This window comes from Phyllobacterium endophyticum, assembly GCF_003010935.1.
GTDB lineage: Bacteria > Pseudomonadota > Alphaproteobacteria > Rhizobiales > Rhizobiaceae > Phyllobacterium > Phyllobacterium endophyticum.
Window position 1 is genome coordinate 395322 of record NZ_PGGN01000002.1, and the last position, 18345, is coordinate 413666.

Annotated in this window: 17 protein-coding genes; 5 read left to right on the forward strand and 12 right to left on the reverse strand. The window is 55.7% G+C overall.

Going from position 1 to position 18345, the window contains the following annotated elements; genetic code table 11:
• Positions 1 to 282: 282 nt before the first annotated feature.
• The 5 genes from CU100_RS09985 to CU100_RS10005 all read right to left on the reverse strand — a co-directional run bounded on the left by CU100_RS09985 (position 283) and on the right by CU100_RS10005 (position 3734).
• Positions 283 to 957 carry an SOS response-associated peptidase gene (locus CU100_RS09985; protein WP_106716439.1) on the reverse strand — a complete coding sequence of 225 codons (675 nt, stop codon included), beginning with the start codon at positions 955 to 957 and terminating at the stop codon, positions 283 to 285.
• A 79-nt stretch (positions 958 to 1036) separates the two neighbouring features.
• Positions 1037 to 1519, reverse strand: a complete 483-nt coding sequence (gene msrB / locus CU100_RS09990) for a peptide-methionine (R)-S-oxide reductase MsrB (RefSeq protein ID WP_106716440.1) — start codon at positions 1517 to 1519, stop codon at positions 1037 to 1039.
• A 64-nt stretch (positions 1520 to 1583) separates the two neighbouring features.
• Entirely contained in the window at positions 1584 to 2816 is a 1233-nt protein-coding gene (locus CU100_RS09995) for an epoxide hydrolase family protein (RefSeq protein ID WP_407070327.1), read from the reverse strand.
• Between the two features lie 134 nt (positions 2817 to 2950).
• Complete coding sequence (locus tag CU100_RS10000) at positions 2951 to 3289, reverse strand: hypothetical protein (protein WP_106716442.1); 339 nt, start codon at positions 3287 to 3289, stop codon at positions 2951 to 2953.
• 142 nt (positions 3290 to 3431) lie between these two features.
• Positions 3432 to 3734 carry a hypothetical protein gene (locus tag CU100_RS10005; protein WP_106716443.1) on the reverse strand — a complete coding sequence of 101 codons (303 nt, stop codon included), beginning with the start codon at positions 3732 to 3734 and terminating at the stop codon, positions 3432 to 3434.
• A gap of 95 nt (positions 3735 to 3829) precedes the next feature.
• On the opposite strand from CU100_RS10005, the gene CU100_RS10010 reads away from it, so the two are divergent.
• The 3 genes from CU100_RS10010 to CU100_RS10020 all read left to right on the forward strand — a co-directional run bounded on the left by CU100_RS10010 (position 3830) and on the right by CU100_RS10020 (position 7007).
• Positions 3830 to 5062 carry a YaaC family protein gene (locus tag CU100_RS10010; RefSeq protein ID WP_146141828.1) on the forward strand — a complete coding sequence of 411 codons (1233 nt, stop codon included), beginning with the start codon at positions 3830 to 3832 and terminating at the stop codon, positions 5060 to 5062.
• Between the two features lie 233 nt (positions 5063 to 5295).
• The gene (locus CU100_RS10015; RefSeq protein ID WP_106716445.1) at positions 5296 to 5670 is read left to right on the forward strand and encodes a c-type cytochrome; all 375 of its coding nucleotides are present in this window, start codon (positions 5296 to 5298) and stop codon (positions 5668 to 5670) included.
• A 704-nt stretch (positions 5671 to 6374) separates the two neighbouring features.
• Positions 6375 to 7007: a sulfotransferase family 2 domain-containing protein gene (locus CU100_RS10020; RefSeq protein ID WP_106716446.1), complete on the forward strand. Its 633-nt coding sequence runs from the start codon at positions 6375 to 6377 to the stop codon at positions 7005 to 7007.
• Positions 7008 to 7124: 117 nt separating this feature from the next.
• On the opposite strand, the gene CU100_RS10025 is transcribed toward CU100_RS10020, so the two are convergent.
• From CU100_RS10025 to CU100_RS10040, 4 genes are all read right to left on the reverse strand, one after another.
• Positions 7125 to 8354, reverse strand: a complete 1230-nt coding sequence (locus CU100_RS10025) for an HlyD family secretion protein (protein ID WP_106716447.1) — start codon at positions 8352 to 8354, stop codon at positions 7125 to 7127.
• A gap of 3 nt (positions 8355 to 8357) precedes the next feature.
• Positions 8358 to 8780, reverse strand: coding sequence for a hypothetical protein (locus tag CU100_RS10030; protein WP_245418985.1), 423 nt, complete (start codon positions 8778 to 8780; stop codon positions 8358 to 8360).
• A gap of 193 nt (positions 8781 to 8973) precedes the next feature.
• Positions 8974 to 12138, reverse strand: a complete 3165-nt coding sequence (locus CU100_RS10035; RefSeq protein ID WP_106716448.1) for an efflux RND transporter permease subunit — start codon at positions 12136 to 12138, stop codon at positions 8974 to 8976.
• On the reverse strand, positions 12135 to 13337 hold the full coding sequence (locus CU100_RS10040; RefSeq protein WP_106717209.1) for an efflux RND transporter periplasmic adaptor subunit: 1203 nt from the start codon (positions 13335 to 13337) through the stop codon (positions 12135 to 12137). Before CU100_RS10040 ends, CU100_RS10035 begins: the two co-directional genes overlap by 4 nt.
• A gap of 521 nt (positions 13338 to 13858) precedes the next feature.
• Here CU100_RS10040 and tig point away from each other — a divergent pair.
• Positions 13859 to 15283: a trigger factor gene (tig, locus tag CU100_RS10045; protein WP_106716449.1), complete on the forward strand. Its 1425-nt coding sequence runs from the start codon at positions 13859 to 13861 to the stop codon at positions 15281 to 15283.
• A 145-nt stretch (positions 15284 to 15428) separates the two neighbouring features.
• Here tig and radC read toward each other — a convergent pair whose 3' ends face one another.
• From radC to sfsA, 3 genes are read right to left on the reverse strand one after another with little or no spacing between them, the layout of a single operon-like run.
• Positions 15429 to 16232: a RadC family protein gene (gene radC / locus CU100_RS10050; protein WP_106716450.1), complete on the reverse strand. Its 804-nt coding sequence runs from the start codon at positions 16230 to 16232 to the stop codon at positions 15429 to 15431.
• Between the two features lie 13 nt (positions 16233 to 16245).
• Positions 16246 to 17076 carry a type I methionyl aminopeptidase gene (gene map / locus CU100_RS10055; protein WP_106716451.1) on the reverse strand — a complete coding sequence of 277 codons (831 nt, stop codon included), beginning with the start codon at positions 17074 to 17076 and terminating at the stop codon, positions 16246 to 16248.
• 13 nt (positions 17077 to 17089) lie between these two features.
• Positions 17090 to 17791: a DNA/RNA nuclease SfsA gene (gene sfsA / locus CU100_RS10060; RefSeq protein ID WP_106716452.1), complete on the reverse strand. Its 702-nt coding sequence runs from the start codon at positions 17789 to 17791 to the stop codon at positions 17090 to 17092.
• Between the two features lie 308 nt (positions 17792 to 18099).
• Here sfsA and CU100_RS26830 point away from each other — a divergent pair, with 308 nt between their 5' ends.
• On the forward strand, positions 18100 to 18267 hold the full coding sequence (locus CU100_RS26830) for a hypothetical protein (protein ID WP_170113793.1): 168 nt from the start codon (positions 18100 to 18102) through the stop codon (positions 18265 to 18267).
• Positions 18268 to 18345 lie beyond the last annotated feature (78 nt).

Below are 18345 nucleotides of genomic sequence, written 5' to 3' on the forward strand. Positions count from 1 at the left end.
GACTTGCAGCCCGGATGCATGCAGTAGTGTTCGAACAAACCGGCTGGAGCTTTCTCCATATGTGAGGGGTAGAAAGGTTTGGACGGAGTTTCGGTCATCAAAAGGGTTTCGATAGAATTGGATCAAAGTGGAATGCGATGCCGATGAGGGTGAGGAAAAACATACTCAGCAAGACAACTCCAATCACTTGGCATAATGAACCGCGCGGGCATCGCGACACTTGAGATTTGTCAGCCCATTCCGCTTCCGTCTCAAGCGGCTCTTTTTTGTCGTTTGGGAAGCTCATAGCAGCAGCGGCTCTTCCTCGGCAGGGTCTGGCTGCGGCAAAACGATCAAACCCTCATCAGGCAGCGGCCTTTGCAGCTGCAGCGCTTCTTCGGCCGGCGCATTCATCCAGATATCGATTTCCTCGGCAGTCGTCAGAATGACAGGCATGGCCCTTTCGTGGATCGGCTTGACCACCGCGTTCGGCTCCGTCGTCAGGAAGGCAAAAATGTCGGCCTGCACCGGTCCCTCTTTTTTCTTTCTTATACTGTACCAGGGCGTCCAGATGCCGGCGAACCAGAACAGCGGCTTTTCTTCGTTGAGGGCAAACCAATAGAGCGGCTTCTTCTTCGTCATCGGATCCGGCTGCGGACCATATTCGGAAAAGCTCGTTGCCGGAACAACACAGCGGCTTTCCGGTCCGATCCAGCGCCGCCAATGCGGTGACCGCGGATTGCGGATATTGGTCACGCCGTAATCGACATCGCCTTTGATGAACTGCGGCGGCGTCGGCATGCCCCATCTGGCAATTGCCAATTCCCGCTCGCCGCTTGCATCCTTGCGGCCGATCGGGGCAGGATAGTCGGGAAAGACGTCCATCTGCGGGGTCAGCCGGTTGGTCAGGTCATTGACCGGCAGGAACAGCTGCCGCATCGCTTCGTGGGTGGTGCTGGCGTTATACAAGTTGCACATGGTTCGGATGATAAGCGATCGATGCATGTTCACAAGCCGTCTGTTGCCGACGGCGAAACGTTGGTAGATATAGCCTCGTTTAATCCACCGGTTCGCCTTCGGGATCACCTCGACCGAGTTTGTTGGGAAGTGGTTGCCCGTTGGGTGTGAACGCGAGAGATCCTGAGTTTATGCAAAAGCGCTCGCCGGTCGGAGGCGGGCCGTCTGGAAAGACATGTCCTTGGTGCGCACCGCAACGGGCACAAACGATTTCCGTTCTGGTCATCCCGTATCGGGTATCCTGGACCCTACGCAGGTGACTGCGAGCGACCGGCGCGGTGAAACTTGGCCAGCCGGTGCCACTCTCGAACTTTGATACCGCCTTAAACAGCGGCAGCCCGCACAACCGGCAAGTGTACAGACCCTTGCGCTTCTCATCTAGGAAAACACCGCAGAACGGTGCCTCTTCTCCATGTTCGAGCAGGAGTCGCCGCTCGTCCTGGCTGAGGTCGGCTACCAGCTCCCGCATTTGCTCCTGAGTGGGAGGCGTCAAGTCGAACAGCAGATCCAGTGTATCGCCCATTTTGATGTCTCCTTGCTCCTGAATAGGACCGCGCGCGCATTTTCGCGCGCCGCCCAATTGAATCTCAGCGCAGCGAACGGAACGCTGCCCAGAGGTCTTTTGACAATAGCATCGGCTGTTCCCAGGCGGCAAAGTGACCGCCTTTATCAACCTTGTTGTAGTGGATCAGATTGGGAAATGCCTTTTCTGCCCAACTGCGCGGCGTCTGATAGAGTTCGTTTGGAAATGCGGTCACAGCGACCGGAACTTTCACGCCCTTGGGGGTGAAGAACGGAAGCTTGTTCTCCCAATAGAGGCGTGCCGCCGATACGCCGGTATTGGTCAGCCAGAACAGGGTGCAGTTGTCGAGAACATCGTCAGGGGACATACCCTCAGGCTGGCCGTCGAACGAGCGCGCAATCATCGCCAAGCTCTCGTGATCATGGTCGATCAGAAAAGTGGCCAGACCAATGGGCGAGTCCGCAAACGCGACCCCTGTTTGTGGGCGTGTTCCCATCCAAAATGCGTAATAAACCTTCTTGTAGAAGGAAACTAGCTGGTCATATGTGCTTTTTTCTTCATCCGTGAGACCAGCCGGTGACGGTGCTCCACCGAAAGCTGGTCCATTGATATCTTCAGGTACTGCTCCAGGCATGTTGACGTGAATGCCGGCCAATTCCGGGGGACCTCGCACACCAATCATTTCGGTCACGAGTGCGCCCCAATCGCCACCCTGCGCCACATACTTCTTGTAGCCGAGCCGCTGCATCAAGGTTATCCAAGCATCGGCGATGCGCTCTGGCCCCCAACCAGTCGTGGTTGGTTTGCCGGAGAAGCCATAGCCGGGCATCGAGGGAATGACCACATGGAAGGCATCCTCGGCACGCCCGCCATGTGCGGTTGGATCAGTGAGTGGCCCGATGATCTTCAATTGCTCGATGATGGAACCCGGCCATCCATGCGTTACAATGATTGGCAGTGCATCTTCATGCTTCGAGCGGACATGGATAAAATGAATATCCAGGCCGTCAATCTCCGTGAGGTAGTTTGGCACTGCATTAAGCCGAGCTTCGACCTTACGCCAGTCATACTTGTCACGCCAATGCTCCAGAACTTGCCGGACAGTCTTGAGAGGAACGCCTTGGGAAAAATCGTCAACAGGTTCCTCCTCTGGTAGTCGAGCGTGGGACAAGCGCCGTTTTAAGTCCGCGAGGGCCTCGTCGGAGAAATTGATTTCAAACGGTCGAAGAGCGTCTATTACTGCTTGGTCTGCCATTGCAATGCTCCCGTTGGTTAAGCCAAAAGCAGAGAGACATATTCCTCAGTATAGCAACCGCAGCATCTCGTGTGCTCGGTGGATTTGGCTGTGAAGGTGAGCGCCGTGATGCTGGTAACAGGGCCGGAGCGACGCGGGCGGCAACCTGCTCTCGAAACTTGGAAAGGGCAAGCTTGTTACGGTAACATCCGCACTTGTAGGCCGACATCCCTGCCTACAAGCATGCGCACGTTCTTTGATCGCCATGTACCCTTCTTCCGCTCTGCCGGAGTGATCCACTCACCATCGAAGGCCTTCAGGAAGCACTCAGCACCCTCCTGCCTTGAGAAGCGATAGATGATGAAACCCTCACCATCTACAGACAGACTCCTGTGCAGTCTCCAAGATCCCAGCTTTTCAGCAAGGAACATCACGTTCTCAAATCGCCAGGATACCTCGCAGGCAAGCACTGCGATCTGAAAGGGGTACTCCCGGTCAATCAATCCCTCAGGTGGTTCGCCTCGGCTTCTGCTCATGCGTGATTTTGCTCACATTGGGTAACTTAAGGAACTTGGATGTTCCATATTTGTTCCGGGTCGAGCATGGAGTCAATGATGGCTTATTTGACTGAACTGAGCAGACGGGAACAGCATCAGAAACTTCTCGCAAACCTGAATATTATTGGCGTACCAAAGGCAGGACCAGTTCGCAGTTGCCATCCGATCGCGCTCGCCATTCCCCGATCTCTATCGACTTGCCGTTATCGTCTTCCAATTCAATAAATCTAGCACCCTTGGGCGAGGGGAGGCTATCAAAGACGAGATGATATGACGAACCAGGCGCATCGAGGATTGCACGAAACACAGTGTCTACCTCATCGAGATACGACATCCAGAGGGGCTTACCCTCAAACTTCGCCATTTCGACATTGCCTGCTTTCCGGCACAACGCCCGTGCGGCACGCTCTCGTGCATCAACCATGATCATCCTCCCCAAGATTACCCCCGCGTTTAGCGGTGGCTAGGTGTGGCCGAGCGTATTGTCCATTCCGGGCGAGGCCTCCACAGGAACCCCCAGTGGCCACCATTGATTGGAACATCGTATCAGTCATTATGGCCCTGGCAAATCTGTCAGCAGCACGGGGATATTCGGGTGGGGTAATGGCATATAAGACGACCATTGTGAATGAGAGTAATGCTTACGAGTATGTGTGGCGGCGACTGAGGCAATTCCACGATATCGAAACAACAGTTTCCCGCCTTTCGTCAGAGCGCTCGATCGGAAAAGACCAGCACAAAAACCTCCTTAAACAGATGGCGCAATTGTCATACTGTTTGACCCAGGCTTACGAGTTCGCTCAATCGGCAAAAACAAGCGGATCAACTACCAGAGCGCTGCAGGCCTATTATAGCGTGACGGCACTTGCCAATGCCGAGATATTATGGCGCGGTGATGGAAATGTCAGTCTTGACCGGCGAGATAAAAGATATCACCGTCACGGGTTTGATCTCCGTATCGGTAGCTCGGTAGAAGATTTTTTAGCTGTTCCGCAAGTTCACGAGGACGGCAAGATTGATGGGTTGTTCGGCCTTTGGCGTGACCATTCGAGACACGTCCCCCAGTATGCGGAAGAAACGATAATGTACCCAGGTGGCACAGCTAGCACTTCACGTCGAGTAATCTCATCCATCACGCCATTGTCCGACATTCCAATTAAAACTAACGGATTCAGCATGATGGACTGCTTCAAGCATACGCCACTCATGTACCAACACCTTTATTCTATTGGCATAGTTCCCGAATTGGCGAGAGGGGTAATAACGTCCACTGTTGATGCTGGCGATGAGCAGAATAGAACATCCAGCCGATTGACGACGATCATTCACCCTTGCAATGATCGAGTTCGCGAGGAGGTCCTTGAATTCTTCATGTATCACCCAAATGATTGGGAACAGTTGGAAATCAATTCACTGCCCGGAGGCGCGATTTTTTCCGTCAATCGTGAGTTTTCCGGTGATTTTAATCATCGCAACGGGCATTCAAATTCTTCGCCCGAGTCTTTTTCTCTCCTTAAGAATGAGATGTATTTTGTTGGCGCGGGCGCCCTCCTCAATGAATACGGATACTATTTTTTAGGGCTGTATATTATGGGTATGATCTCGCGCTATCATCCTCAAAAATGGATAAAGGAAATTCAGAGAAACTCGGCGATCACGCATTTGGTAGATCAGTTCATAGATATTGCACTGCTTAGAACACCTCTGTTGATCTTGGGGCAAATGGAAGATGAAGTTCTCCTTTTTGACTAACGAGATATCCGATTTAGGTTTCAAATTTTGCAGCTTTTACCGCGGGTTATTACGCGCGGATATTTAAAACTTTTGTCGATTTAACACTATCGGCCTGTCACACCGGAAGTTTTAAGGCGAGATGGACAACAACCGTTTACGGTTACCCAACTGCCTGGGGCAGCACTGCGGCGCGTCACGGAACGACTTTGACCGGCAGACGTTGCGCCTAGGGCACCAGTACGGAGAACGACATGAACACGCGCTTTTTCGCGCTGGGTCTCGTCGGCGGGCTGACGTGCCTGACGTGCCCTCTCGCGCTTGCCCAGGACGATGGTCAGACCGCTTTCAACAACAGCTGCCGTACTTGCCATACGGTGAAGGAAGGCGACAACCGGCAAGGTCCGAACCTCGCCGGCATCGTCGGCCGCAAGGCCGGCTCATTGCCGGACTACAACTACTCGTCGTCGATGAAGCAGTCCGGCATCACCTGGGACGAGGCAAATCTCGACCAGTTCATCGCCAATCCCGACCAGGTGGTAAAAGGCAACAGCATGAAACCCTATGGCGGCATTACCGATGCCGCGCAACGCAAGACGATCATCGAGTTCCTGAAGTCGGGCGACTAATCTGTTCGGCATGAAAACGTTTGGCACACCACATTTCGTTCCACATTTCGCGCCACCTAGCATAGGAGAGAGGCGGGAAAATACGGCAAAAACAATAAACACGCTTTCCCTCAGAAGCCACCCGTCCGTACCATCACTGAAAGCTGGCTGGTTTGGGTTCCATTTTCCGCGCACTTTGGGCCACATAATGCGCCACATAATGCGCCACAAGAATGGTGCGTTAAACGGAAACCATCAATGATTTCAGTAGTGCGGTGAAAAGGATGGTGCCCTCTATCCGCACCACAAGTTTCCGGATTTTTTTGACCAAAGTAATCCTATGCCTTCGTCGCGGCGTATGCGCTACCCCTATCTTCGCCAGGCAATGAGGCGCGACAAATTGAAAACCTTGTTGTTCCACGCAGCGCGCCAGATACTTTCTTGACGTAAGTTCAGAAGGTGTCATACTTCGCATTCTAGGCATCTACTTGAGGGGGTACTGCCATGGAACATGTATCAAACAAGATGGTGAATGCTCTTACGCAGATTAGTGAACGTGAGAGGCAATTCTCCTCATATCTCAGTCACCGCTGGTCTGCAGTCAAGGCCGCTTCCGTTGCCGTCTATTGTAGGATAGTCGACTCTTTATATTGATGCTGACATTCCGCTTGAAAGTTTATGGCCGGTACCAACCAAAACTGCGTAGCCCTGCAGGGTGGTGGTGAATGTTCGTTTCAGTCGAGAAGAACTTCATCTTCGTCCATGTGGCCAAAACCGGCGGCCAAGCGTTAAAGCGGGCTTTGCGCCCTTATGCCGTTAAGAAGGCTTCCGGCCAATGGCGGCGGTTGCTCTCACATCTGCCGGTTGAAGAGGGTTTCGACGTTCAGTTTGGACCTCACGCTTCGATACGCTGGGCAAGGTTGAAATTGCCCCGCGCCTTCTTTGAAGGCGCCTTCAAATTTGGGCTCGTGCGCAACCCGTACGACCTCGCCGTTTCCCGATATGCGTTCGTCAGCGGCAACTGCAAGCACCACCGACACAAAGACGCGCAGACGCAGAGCTTTGCCGATTTCCTTCATCAGGAGCGGCGTCGCGCCTTGTGGCGCCCGCGGGATCAAACCTCAATGTTGTGCGATTTCGGCGGAAAGCTGCTGGTCGACCGGGTCTACCGCTTCGAGCAGATGGAAGAGGCGTTCACCGACATCGTCACCCGGCTGGGCCTGCCTGAGAGCCCCGAGCTGACCCGCAAGAATGCCAGCCGGCGCGGTGCCTACCAGGATTATTACACCCCGGTCGAGCGCAAGCTGGTCGAGAAGATATGGGCCCGGGATCTCGAAAAATTCGGTTACGAGTTCTAAAAGCCTGCGCCAGGCGATAACAGGCGTCGAACTAAGCGCACATGCTGCTCTTTGTCATGTCACAGACGCCTCCCGCTGCCGCACATCGTCCATACCTTCGAGGACGCATTCGACAGCCTAGTGGCCACCCAATACCAAAGTCTGGACCGGCAGCATCAGCGCCTGCATTCGCAGGATCATCGCATGCACGATCGCGACCGCATCCACGACGTGCAGGAATAGCCAGCGTGAGGTGCTGATGTCGGGAGCAGCGAGAGCATCGTGGTTGTTGGTGTAGGCGTTCGCGATGCAGCTGCTGCCCGGCGGAATGCCTGCAAGTTGCCCAGGATAAAGCGCCTCCAGGAAGACCGTGAGAGTGCCGGGCCGCGCCATCTGCTGCACATCGATCAACTGGTCCGTCGGTCGAAGCTGTCCGGCAGCGATCACATCCTGAACCTCGGTCACCACCATTGGAATGATCGCGAAGGGGTTCCCGATACATGTTGCTTCAGCAATCATGCCCTTCTTCATCACCTGTGCTTCGATTTGTCCGAAACCCGCAATGAGAGCTACACGTCCAGCTTCTTGCGGGACCAGGATGCCTGCGGGCCGGATCATAGTGTTTACAATGTCACCGGGGCGAAGGGCGAACTGCTGAACGGTTCCCGCCACACCGGCCCGGACCACGGTCTTGTTCAACTCCACCTGAGCCTGCTTGAGGGCGGCTTCTGCACTCGCTTTCCGGGCAGGGAGGAGCGTGGACAGTTTCGTTTCTATGGTCCGCTTGTTGGCGATCGCGGCGTCGAGCGCTCCCTTCCGGCCGTCAGCGGTGATTTGCAATCGCTCTACCTCTCGAACCGAGACGTCTGCCCTGCGCCGCAACAGTTCTTGCCTGGTTGCGAGTTCATCGAGAGCTTGCTGGTATGCACCTTGCGCCTGCTGAATGAGCCCATCCGCCCCCGCCAATTCCGTTTGCGCCACCGCGGTCTCGGCAATTGTCTCATCGATTTGGCGTTGTGCCGTTTCGTGCGCCGCCTCCTGTTGTGAACTATCGAGCCGGAAGAGCGGTGCACCCGCTTCGACCTTTGAATTGATCCCGACGAATACTTCGGCAACGCGGCCGGTGGTTTCCGGGAGAATGGTTACGGTCCGGAAAACCGCGCTGACGTTTTTAGTCGAAGGATGGTAGTAGAAGATGAGCGTTATCAACGCTACGGTCAGTAGCAAGCACGCGGTGATACCCCAGCGCAGCTCATACCAAACCGTATACAGAGTAATCTCCCGGCCGATACGTCGCCCTTGTACATAACGCCGGTAAAGGTAGTCTGGAAAGACTGTTAGCAGCGAACAGAGAAGCAGCTCAAACATAACTCAGATACCCCCGCCTGCGATGTAAGTTTTCGGCTGCGGTTCGGGCGGCGAGACTACTGCCTCATCCTCACTGGTTCTGTCGCGCCCGGAAAGTTTCTCGAGCGACTGTGCAATTGAAGCCATTGGCGAGGAGAAATCCGGGAAATCAATCAAAGCCAGCAACAGGCCGGCGATCCAGAAGATATGGTTGTGGGTGAAAAGGGAAATGAGCGCTAGGACGGCCACAATCTCCATTTGCACCTTTTTTCCCCGATGCGCCATTTGCTCCGGTAGGGCATGCAGTCGGAAATAGAAATTGCCCAGGACGAGTACCATCGCCAACAAAACGATGACGACTGCGTTGAACAGCCAGTCGGTTTGGTTTGGGCCGGTGATAAAAACCGGCAAGTGTTCTATCGCTGCCGGATGGATTGAATCGGCCATAGTTCATTTCCCCAGACGACTGATTTACCGCGCCAGCTACTCATCTGCCGGCAGTGTCCGGTTGAACATGCATGCTGACTTGTGTTCGATAAAGTACGTAACAGTAACTATGACGGCATGATCTCCGGGCGGAGCTACGGCCATCCGATAGTCGGGCTAAATGACGCGAGGCCCGTAAGCCTCGCGTCCTTCGTTATTGAGCAGGAACTTCCTCGACCGCCGGCTTGCGCTTGTATCCGAACGACCGCAACGCGACGTAGAATACCGGTGTCAGGAAAAGGCCGAAGAATGTGACCCCGAGCATGCCGGAGAAGACCGCAGTGCCGAGCGACTGACGCATTTCCGCACCGGGGCCTTCAGCGATCATCAATGGCACGACGCCGAAAATAAAGGCGAAGGCCGTCATCAATATCGGACGCAGGCGCAGACGGCTGGCCTCGATTGCCGCTTCAACTGGTGTCGCACCTTCCTCTTGATGCTGTCGCGCAAACTCCACGATCAGAATCGCGTTCTTGGCCGCCAGACCAATCAACACCACAAGACCAATCTGAGTCAGAATGTTGTTGTCCATGCCGCGCAGGTGCACGCCGATGAGCGCGGCCAGCACCGCCAGGGGAACGATGAGAACAATTGCCAGCGGCAGAACCCAACTTTCATATTGCGCCGATAGGGCCAGGAAGACGAAGACCACCGATAGAGCGAAAATGAGGATCGCAGTGTTGCCGGTGCTTCGTTCCTGCAACGCAAGTTCGGTCCATTCGAAGGTCGTGCCAGACGGGAGCGTCTTGGCGGCAAGCTCCTCCATCTTGTCCAGGCCCGCCCCCGTCGAAACACCGGGGGCGGAGTTTCCCTGCAGGGGCACGGACACGTACATATTGTAGCGTTGCACAAGAGATGGACCCGTCGTGTCCCTGATCTGAACGAGGGTACCCAGCGGGACGAGCGCGCCGGTAGCCGATCGCACCTTCAAGGCAAGAATGTCCGCCCGATCGACGCGGAACTGCTGATCGGCCTGCGCCCGCACTTGATAAACACGGCCGAACGCATTGAAATCATTCACGTAGGATGTGCCGAGGTTTATCGACAGGGCCTCGAAGATATTGGGAATGGGTACGTTAAGCGCCCGTGCCTTGTCGCGGTCGATCTCGAGGAAATATTGCGGGCTCGACGCCGAGAAGGTGGTGTAGACGCCAGTAAGGCCCGGTGTCTGGTTGGCCTCGCCCATCATCTGCTGCGCCAATGCCAAAACCCGTCGCATATCGGAGCTGTCGCGATCGAGGATCTGCATCTTGAAGCCGCCAGCATTGCCTACGCCGCGAATGGAGGGTGGTGGCACGGCAATGATGAAGGCTTCCTGTATGCTTTGCAGGCTTCCATAGATCTGGCCAATGATGGACGTTGCCGACTGGCCATTCTTGATGCGTTCGTCGAATGAATCGAACGGTGCAAAGACAACGCCCGCATTTGACGCATTGGTAAATGTAGCGCCGCTGAATCCCGCGAAAGCTACCGAATTTCTGACGCCCGGAATTTCGCGTATGATCTTCGAGGCTCTTTGTATTACCGCATCGGTGCGGGCGAGGGAGGCTCCCTCCGGAAGTTGAACGACGACGATTGCATAGCCCTGGTCCATTTGCGGGATAAAGCCGCGCGGCACGATGGTCGACATGTACCACGTGGCGCCCAACAGTCCGACGAACACGACCAATGATGCGATGAGGCCCACCGCCGATCCGACAAGGCGCCTGACGATCCAGGAGTATCCGGATGCCATCTTGTCGAACCCCGTGTTGAAGCCATTGGCGAGACTTCGTCCGAAACGGGCCACCGGGTTGTTCGAGCGCGCGTGGTCGTGGGGTCGAAGCACAATGGCGGCCAGTGCCGGCGAAAGCGTCAATGAGTTGAGCGCCGAGATCGCGGTTGCCGCCGAGATCGTCACGGCAAACTGCAGATAGAACTGACCTGAAATGCCGGGAATAAAGGCAGTCGGCGCGAACACCGCAATCAAGACCAGCGATATGGCTATGACGGCGGTGCCTACCTCGTCCATGGTGACATGCGCTGCCTGTTTCGGCGTCATTCCCGCGGCCAAGTTGCGCTCGACGTTTTCCACGACGACGATCGCGTCATCGACCACGATGCCGATGGCGAGAACCAGACCGAAGAGGGTCAACATGTTCAGCGAGAAGCCGAATGCCAGAAGCACGGCAAATGTGCCGATGAGTGAGACGGGAATGGCAACGATGGGGATGATCGCGGTTCGCCATGATTGCAGGAAGACCAGCACCACCAACGCCACCAGAATGACGGCCTCGAAGATCGTGGTGTAAACGTCGTTGATCGACTCGGAGATGAATTCCGTCGGATCGTAGACGATGTCGTATTTCAATCCGGGCGGGAAATCCTTGGCGAGTTCCTGCATGGTGGATTTGATCGTCGCCGCTGCGGCGAGCGCATTGGTGCCGGGCCTGCTGAAAATACCGAGAGCGACGGCAGGACTACCATCGAGATAGCTGTTCGTCACATAATCTCGCGCGCCAAGCTCTATACGCGCCACATCCTGCAATTGCACAAGGCGTCCGTCAGTGCCGGTCTTTACAATCACATAGCGAAATTGCCTTGCATCGGCGAAACGGCCCTGCATGGTGACGGTGTACTGGAAGGCATTCGTGCCTGAGGTGGGCGGACCGCCGATTGCGCCGCCATTGACCTGGACGTTCTGGTCACGCAAAGCCTGAACGACATCGCCCGACGTCATGCCATAAGCGGCCAGCTTCTGCGGGTCGAGCCAGATACGCATGGAATACTGGCGCTCGCCGAAAATCGTTATGTCGCCGACGCCGTCGAGCCGCAACAGCACGTCGCGAATACGAGTATTGGCATAGTTGGAAGCGTAGAGCTGATCGTATCGGTTATCCGGCGAAAGCACGTGGACGACCATCATCAGATCCGGCGAGCTCTTCGTCGTGGTTATGCCATTGCGCTGAACGTCTTCGGGCAATTGTGGTACAGCGATTGCCACCCGGTTCTGTACGAGAACCTGTGCCTTGTCGAGGTCGGTACCAAGCTTGAAAGTGATGGTCAGCGCCATCGAACCATCGGCGGTCGAATAGGAAGACATGTAAAGCATGTCCTCGACGCCGTTGATCTGCTGTTCGATAGGAGTAGCCACCGTGTTGGCGATAGTTTCGGCGTCGGCTCCCGGATAGGCTGTTCGCACGACGATGGTCGGCGGGGCGATTTCCGGATATTGGGCGACGGGAAGCTGCGTATAAGCGATGCTGCCGACAAGCAGAAGGACTATCGAGAGGACGGATGCAAAGATCGGCCTGTCGATGAAGAAATGCGCAAACCTCATTGACTGGCCTCCGTCGTCGGCGCTTCCTGCGGAAGCTGCACGAGTTCGGGATTGACCTTGATACCGGGACGAACGCGCATCAGTCCGTTGACGACGATTGTCTCATCGCCGTTCAGACCTTCTCGAATGACGCGATAACCGTAGAGCTTGGGCCCCGGGCGAACCGGTTTCGTGCTCACAGTGCCATCTTCGCCGACCACATAGACTACTCTTTCGTTCTGGTCCGAACCGACAGCCTCGTCAGGCACGAGGATGCCCTTGTATTTATTCGACGCGGCTACATCGACGCGGCCGAAGAGACCGGGTTGCAGAACGAAGTTGGGGTTGGGAAAGCGCGCACGGACGCGCATCGTTCCCGTTGCCTCGTCGAGGCGGTTTTCGGCGAAATCGAGCTTGCCCTTGAACGGCGGCTCGTTTGAATCCGCGAGGCGGACCGTTACCTCAAGTCCGCCGCCGCCCTCCTGCAGGTTCTTCCCATTCTCCCGCGCTGTCTTCGCATAGGCAAGCAGGTTGCGCTCGTCGACGTCGAAATAGAAATCGATCGGATCGAGCGATACGATCGTGGTCAGGATCGTATCATTTGCGTTGACCAGGTTTCCAACCGAAATCAGGCGTCGCCCGATACGGCCTGCTTGAGGCGCAGTGATTTGCGTATAGGTGAGATTGAGCTGGGCGCCGTCTACCGCTGCCTGAGCACCAACTACGTTCGCTTGACCGGCCAAATAGGCACGCCGCTGGTCGTCCAGCGTCGACACGGATAGCGTGCCGCTGCCGGTGAGCGATTCAGTGCGCTTGAACTGCGCTTCCGCGTAGGTGAGCGTTGTCCTGGCCACCTCGAGCGCCGATTTTGCCTGGTCGAGCGCAGTCACAAATGGCCGCTGGTCGATGGTGAATAGCGGATCGCCCTTCTTCACCAGTGCGCCATCGGTGAAATGAACCGAATCCAGATAGCCATCCACACGGGAACGGACAGCGACCTGGTCGACTGCTTCGAATCTTCCAATGAATTCGTCGCTATCCACCACATCGCGCACAACCGGCTTTGCAACCGTCACGGTGGGCGGCGGGGGCGGCGCAGCCGCTTCCTGGGCGAGTGCCGCAGATGCTGATAGGACAGCGGCAGTAAAACCTAGCTTGAATGCTGTAATCAACGCTCGTGACAAGGGCGGGACTCCATAGCAGTGAGACTTCCAGGCCATGCGGAGATAGATGCCCTCAATCGATTTGAAAAGCTCGAAGCCATGTCCCCGCGGACGATTCATCTGTTGTTGCAAGTCAACCGGAGAGCTTCGACGCGATGCACATATGGCGCCTTTCAGACAAGACGCCGCCATAGTCAATCTGTCTCACAACCCCGAGGAAGGCAGATTTGCACAGTTCGATTTGGTTGTCACCCTGCAATCGCAGGTGGCAATTGGCAGGCAAAATCCAATTTCGTCCCGTGCGAAGCTACCATTGATTTTTACCCATAAGGCAAGTAAAGGGAGCGACCAGTCGGTTAGGGTGCAATTTCTTCCGCAACTTTGTGTCACATTCTGTGCTACAATATGTGCCGCGAATTGAAGGTTGAGTTAGAGATAAAGCAATAAAATCAACGTGGATGGCAGGGCATTGCTCGCTCCATCCGCACCAGAAGCCACAATGGCAGCAGTTTTTCTCCCGCAATGAGGCTAACGAGCCGGCAACGGCGGGACCAATGTTAAAAAAGTGAAGGTTTGACATGCAGGTTACTGAAACGCTCAATGAAGGGCTGAAGCGCGAGATCAAGGTCGTTGTTCCGGCCAAGGATCTGGAAGCGAAGCTTTCCGAACGCCTCCAAGGCGCCAGCGCAAAAGCGCGCATCAATGGTTTCCGGCCGGGCAAAGTGCCGATGAGCCACCTGCGCAAGATGTATGGCAAGTCGTTCATGGCCGAAGTCGTCAACGAGATCCTGAGTGATTCTTCACGCACCATTCTTGCCGAGCGCAACGAAAAATCCGCGACCCAGCCAGAAGTGGTCATGACTGAAGACGAGAAGGAAGCCGACAAGGTCCTGAGCGGCCAGGCCGATTTCGAATTCTCGCTCAACTACGAGGTTCTGCCTGCCATCGAGCTGAAGGACACGTCGAAGATCAGCGTTACGCGCGAAGTGGTCGACGTTTCCGACGAGGAAGTCGAGGAGCAGGTCAAGCGCGTTGCAAGTTCTGCCCAGACCTTCGAAACGAAGAAGGGCAAGTCTGAAAGCGGCGACCGCATCACCATGGACTACGTCGGCAAGGTCGATGGCGTTCCCTTTGATGGCGGTGCTGACACCGACGCGACGCTGGTTCTTGGTTCCGGACAGTTCATCCCGGGCTTCGAAGATCAGCTGATCGGCTCCAAGGCCGGCGATGAAAAACAGATCAAGGTTACGTTTCCTGCAGAATACCAGGCCGCGCATCTAGCGGGCAAGGATGCGACCTTCGATGTGACCGTCAAGGAAGTTGCCAAGCCTGGCGCACTCGAAATCAATGACGAGACCGCCAAGAAGCTCGGCATCGAAAGCGCCGACCGTCTGCGCCAGGTTATCCGCGAGCAGATCGAAAGCCAGTATGGCAAGTTTACCCGTCAAAAGGTGAAGCGCCAGATTCTGGACGCGCTCGACAGCGAATACCAGTTCGAGTCGCCGGAACGTCTCGTTAACGCCGAGTTCAACAACATTTGGGCGCAGATCGGCCATGACCTGCAGGAAGCCGGCAAGACGTTCGAAGACGAGGACACGACAGAAGAAGAGGCTCGCGACGAATATCGCAAGCTCGCCGAGCGCCGTGTCCGTCTCGGTCTGGTTCTTTCCGAGATCGGCAACAAGGCCGGTATTGAAGTGACCGAAGAGGAATTGCAGCGAGCGGTTTACGATCAGGTTCGTCAGTATCCGGGCCAGGAACAGCAGATCTATGAGTTCTTCCGCAAGACGCCGGAAGCAGTCAACAACCTGCGCGCTCCGATATTCGAGGAAAAGGTGGTCGACCACCTTCTGTCGAATATCAACGTCACTGACAAGAAAGTGACCAAGGAAGCGCTGATGGCCGACGACGAGGCCGACGGCAAGTCGGACGAAGCCAAGAAGCCTGCCAAGAAGGCAGCGCCGAAAAAGGCCGCCAAGAAGAAGACCGACGACGAGGCATAAGCTTCAATCAATGATCTGAAAAAGGCCGCTTCGAGCGGCCTTTTTTGTTGCGGATGCCGTTAGTCAACTGCTCCAACTCAATGATCGGGATTGAACCCGCACGTAGCAGAGACCGGCACCGCGTTCGATCGGCTTTGCGGTACAGCTAGAAAAGCTTCAATCCCTTGAGACTGGCATGACCGTTCTTGCCGATGATGATGTGGTCATGCACGACGATTCCCATCTGCGCACCGATATTCGCGATCGTCTTGGTCATGTCGATATCGGCTTTGGATGGCGTCGGATCACCGGAAGGATGATTGTGCGCCAAAATGATGGCGCTTGCCGCAAGCTGCAGCGCCCGGGCAATAACCTCGCGCGGGTAAACCGGCGTGTGGTCGACCGTGCCGACCTGTTGCACCTCGTCGGCGATCAGGGCATTCTTCTTGTCAAGGAAGAGGATGCGGAACTGCTCGCGTGGCTCGTAGGCCATTGCCGCGACGCAATAGTCCATCACCTTGCTCCAAGAGCTTAGCACTGTCTTTTCACGTATGTCGCTACGGATCACGCGGTGAGTCAGTGCGGCAACGAGCTTCAGGTCGAATGTCACAGCCGGGCCGCACCCCTTTACCTCGCGCAGAAGATGTTCCGGAGCCCCCAATATTTCCGCAAGCGAGCCAAAACGCGCCATCAGGGCCTTGGCCAAGGGCTTGGTATCACCTTGCCTTATCGATCGATAAAGCAGCATCTCCAGCATCTCGTAATCGGCGAAACCCGCATGGCCGACATTCTGGAAGCGTTCCTTCATGCGCTCGCGATGGCCAAGGTAGTGGGGTGTCTCTTCGTCGGGTTCGTTCTTCTGCTCCGCGTTGCGGATAACACCATCGGTCGCAACGGTGGGTTGTTTCGTTGAAAGTTTTTGGGAGGTTTCGTTGAGGAAGAAAGTCGGTTCTGGCTTTTCTTCGCTCATGCGCGTTCCGTCCCTATTCGAATTTCAGGCCAGGGGCGAACAAACCGGCTGGCGAAAGGGTGAAGATTTCACAACCGTCCCTGGTTACACCAACCGTGTGTTCATATTGCGCGCTCAGCGAGCGATCGCGTGTCACGGCCGTCCAGCCATCTGCGAGGACCTTCACGTGCGGCCGGCCGAGATTGATCATCGGCTCGATGGTGAAGATCATACCTTCGCGCAACTCGACCCCTTCGTTAGACGTGCCGTAATGCAAGATGTTCGGCGCATCGTGGAAGAGTTGACCGACGCCATGGCCGCAGAAGTCTCGCACCACAGAGCAGCGCTCCGATTCCGCATAGGTCTGGATGGCTGCACCGATAGCGCCGGTTCGCACGCCAGGCCGCACCGCCGCGATACCGCGCATGAGGCTTTCATGGGTAACTTCCATCAGTCGCTCGGCAGCACGCTTGATTTCACCAATCGGGTACATCCGGCTGGAATCTCCGTGCCAGCCATCGACAATGTAGGTCACGTCAATATTGACGATGTCACCTTCCCGAAGTGGCTTGTCGTCGGGAATGCCATGGCAGACAACGTGATTGATCGACGTGCAGCTAGACTTGGTATAGCCCCGATAATTGAGCGTTGCGGGCAGGGCACCATGGTCAGCGCCGAACTCGAAGACAAAGCGGTCGATAGCATTGGTCGTAACGCCCGGCGCAACGATAGACGCGAGTTCATCCAGGCAATTTGCCGTCAGCAGGCAAGCCTTGCGCATGGCTTCAAACCCTTCCGGGCTGTGAAGCCTGATTTGCCCCGTATTTTTCAGGGGCGCACTCTGCGCGTCGAGATAGCTTACCATGTTCTTTCCGGTGTCAATCGATAATCGGCATCGTGCTGATCGCGGCGATACCCTCGGGTGTGATGTGGCATTTTACAGCATAAGCTTCAACCCCGCGCCGCATTGCACGTTCGAACGCCGCCGCATAAACAGGGTCCAAATCGCCGCAAATCCTTAAACGTTCGCAGTCTCCACGCTGAATGACATAAAGCATGATACCACGATGACCGTTTTCGATCATGTTGCCAAGCTCTTCCAGGTGTTTTGCGCCCCGTGCGGTCGGAGAATCCGGAAATTCTGCTAAACCGGGGGACCTTGAAAAATGCACGTTCTTGACCTCCACATAGGCGTCCGGGCGCTCAGTGCCTCGCAGCAGGATGTCGATGCGCGAATTCGAGCCGTATCTTTGTTCGCGCCTCAACTCCGCGTAGCCGCGCAAGGAGGGCAGCAGGCCCGAAAGGATGGCTTCTTCGGCGATGCGGTTCGGCAAGCCGGTATTGATCCCGACCATGGTTCCTTGCGCCTCGACCAGCTGCAAGGTGTGTGGGTATTTGCGTTTCAGCCCGTCCGAATGCGACAGCCACACTCTGATTCCCGGATCCGTCAGGCCCAGCATCGATCCGGTATTGGGAACAGAACTGGTGATCGGGCTGCCGTCATCCAGAACGATATCAGCGAGAAAACGCTTGTACCGCTGAACGAGCCGGCCAGTGATGAGAGGCGAAGCGAATATCATGCTGAGGCTTTAGACGACCTGATGGAGAGCGACAATATTGGGGCTGCATAGCTGATAAAAAAACCTGCCTTTGAAAGGCAGGTTGAAGTTGCTCTGGGGTGGGAGAATTCGGGGCCAGTCTGGAGGTTGAAACCGGTCCCTGCTGCCCAGATACCTGTGGCAGTTCCTCAATAATAGGTCAGGTACTGATTCGGGTCGCATAACTTTGTCTAACACGTGGTGACAAAGCTTGAAAAAACCGCCCTGTTCTAATGAGCAAGAGTATCACATGCTATTTGGAGGGACGAAACTCATCAGGAGGAGACGTGATGAAATTCAAGTTTATCCTACCGCTTGCTGTCCTCGCTGCATTGGGCCTTGCAGCGTGCGACAACAAACCCTCAGAAGGCACGACCGCACCGGCAACGACGCCAGAGCCAGCAACTCCGGCTCCAGCACCGGCAACGCCCGAGCCTGCAAAGCCGGCGCCAGGCTAAACATCCCGAACGAATCAAAAGCGGCCGGCTCTCAAGGAGTCGGCCGTTTCAGTTCTAAGGCTATGCACTTGCGCGCAT

What these genes read in the sequence shown, in the direction of transcription:
- CU100_RS09985 (WP_106716439.1), bottom strand. Translation starts at nt 957, where the DNA reads ATGTGCAACTTGTATAACGCCAGCACCACCCACGAAGCGATGCGGCAG.
- msrB (WP_106716440.1), bottom strand. Translation starts at nt 1,519, where the DNA reads ATGGGCGATACACTGGATCTGCTGTTCGACTTGACGCCTCCCACTCAG.
- CU100_RS10000 (WP_106716442.1), bottom strand. Translation starts at nt 3,289, where the DNA reads ATGAGCAGAAGCCGAGGCGAACCACCTGAGGGATTGATTGACCGGGAG.
- CU100_RS10005 (WP_106716443.1), bottom strand. Translation starts at nt 3,734, where the DNA reads ATGGTTGATGCACGAGAGCGTGCCGCACGGGCGTTGTGCCGGAAAGCA.
- CU100_RS10015 (WP_106716445.1), top strand. Translation starts at nt 5,296, where the DNA reads ATGAACACGCGCTTTTTCGCGCTGGGTCTCGTCGGCGGGCTGACGTGC.
- CU100_RS10020 (WP_106716446.1), top strand. Translation starts at nt 6,375, where the DNA reads ATGTTCGTTTCAGTCGAGAAGAACTTCATCTTCGTCCATGTGGCCAAA.
- CU100_RS10025 (WP_106716447.1), bottom strand. Translation starts at nt 8,354, where the DNA reads ATGTTTGAGCTGCTTCTCTGTTCGCTGCTAACAGTCTTTCCAGACTAC.
- CU100_RS10030 (WP_245418985.1), bottom strand. Translation starts at nt 8,780, where the DNA reads ATGGCCGATTCAATCCATCCGGCAGCGATAGAACACTTGCCGGTTTTT.
- CU100_RS10035 (WP_106716448.1), bottom strand. Translation starts at nt 12,138, where the DNA reads ATGAGGTTTGCGCATTTCTTCATCGACAGGCCGATCTTTGCATCCGTC.
- CU100_RS10040 (WP_106717209.1), bottom strand. Translation starts at nt 13,337, where the DNA reads ATGGCCTGGAAGTCTCACTGCTATGGAGTCCCGCCCTTGTCACGAGCG.
- tig (WP_106716449.1), top strand. Translation starts at nt 13,859, where the DNA reads ATGCAGGTTACTGAAACGCTCAATGAAGGGCTGAAGCGCGAGATCAAG.
- radC (WP_106716450.1), bottom strand. Translation starts at nt 16,232, where the DNA reads ATGAGCGAAGAAAAGCCAGAACCGACTTTCTTCCTCAACGAAACCTCC.
- map (WP_106716451.1), bottom strand. Translation starts at nt 17,076, where the DNA reads ATGGTAAGCTATCTCGACGCGCAGAGTGCGCCCCTGAAAAATACGGGG.
- sfsA (WP_106716452.1), bottom strand. Translation starts at nt 17,791, where the DNA reads ATGATATTCGCTTCGCCTCTCATCACTGGCCGGCTCGTTCAGCGGTAC.
- CU100_RS26830 (WP_170113793.1), top strand. Translation starts at nt 18,100, where the DNA reads ATGAAATTCAAGTTTATCCTACCGCTTGCTGTCCTCGCTGCATTGGGC.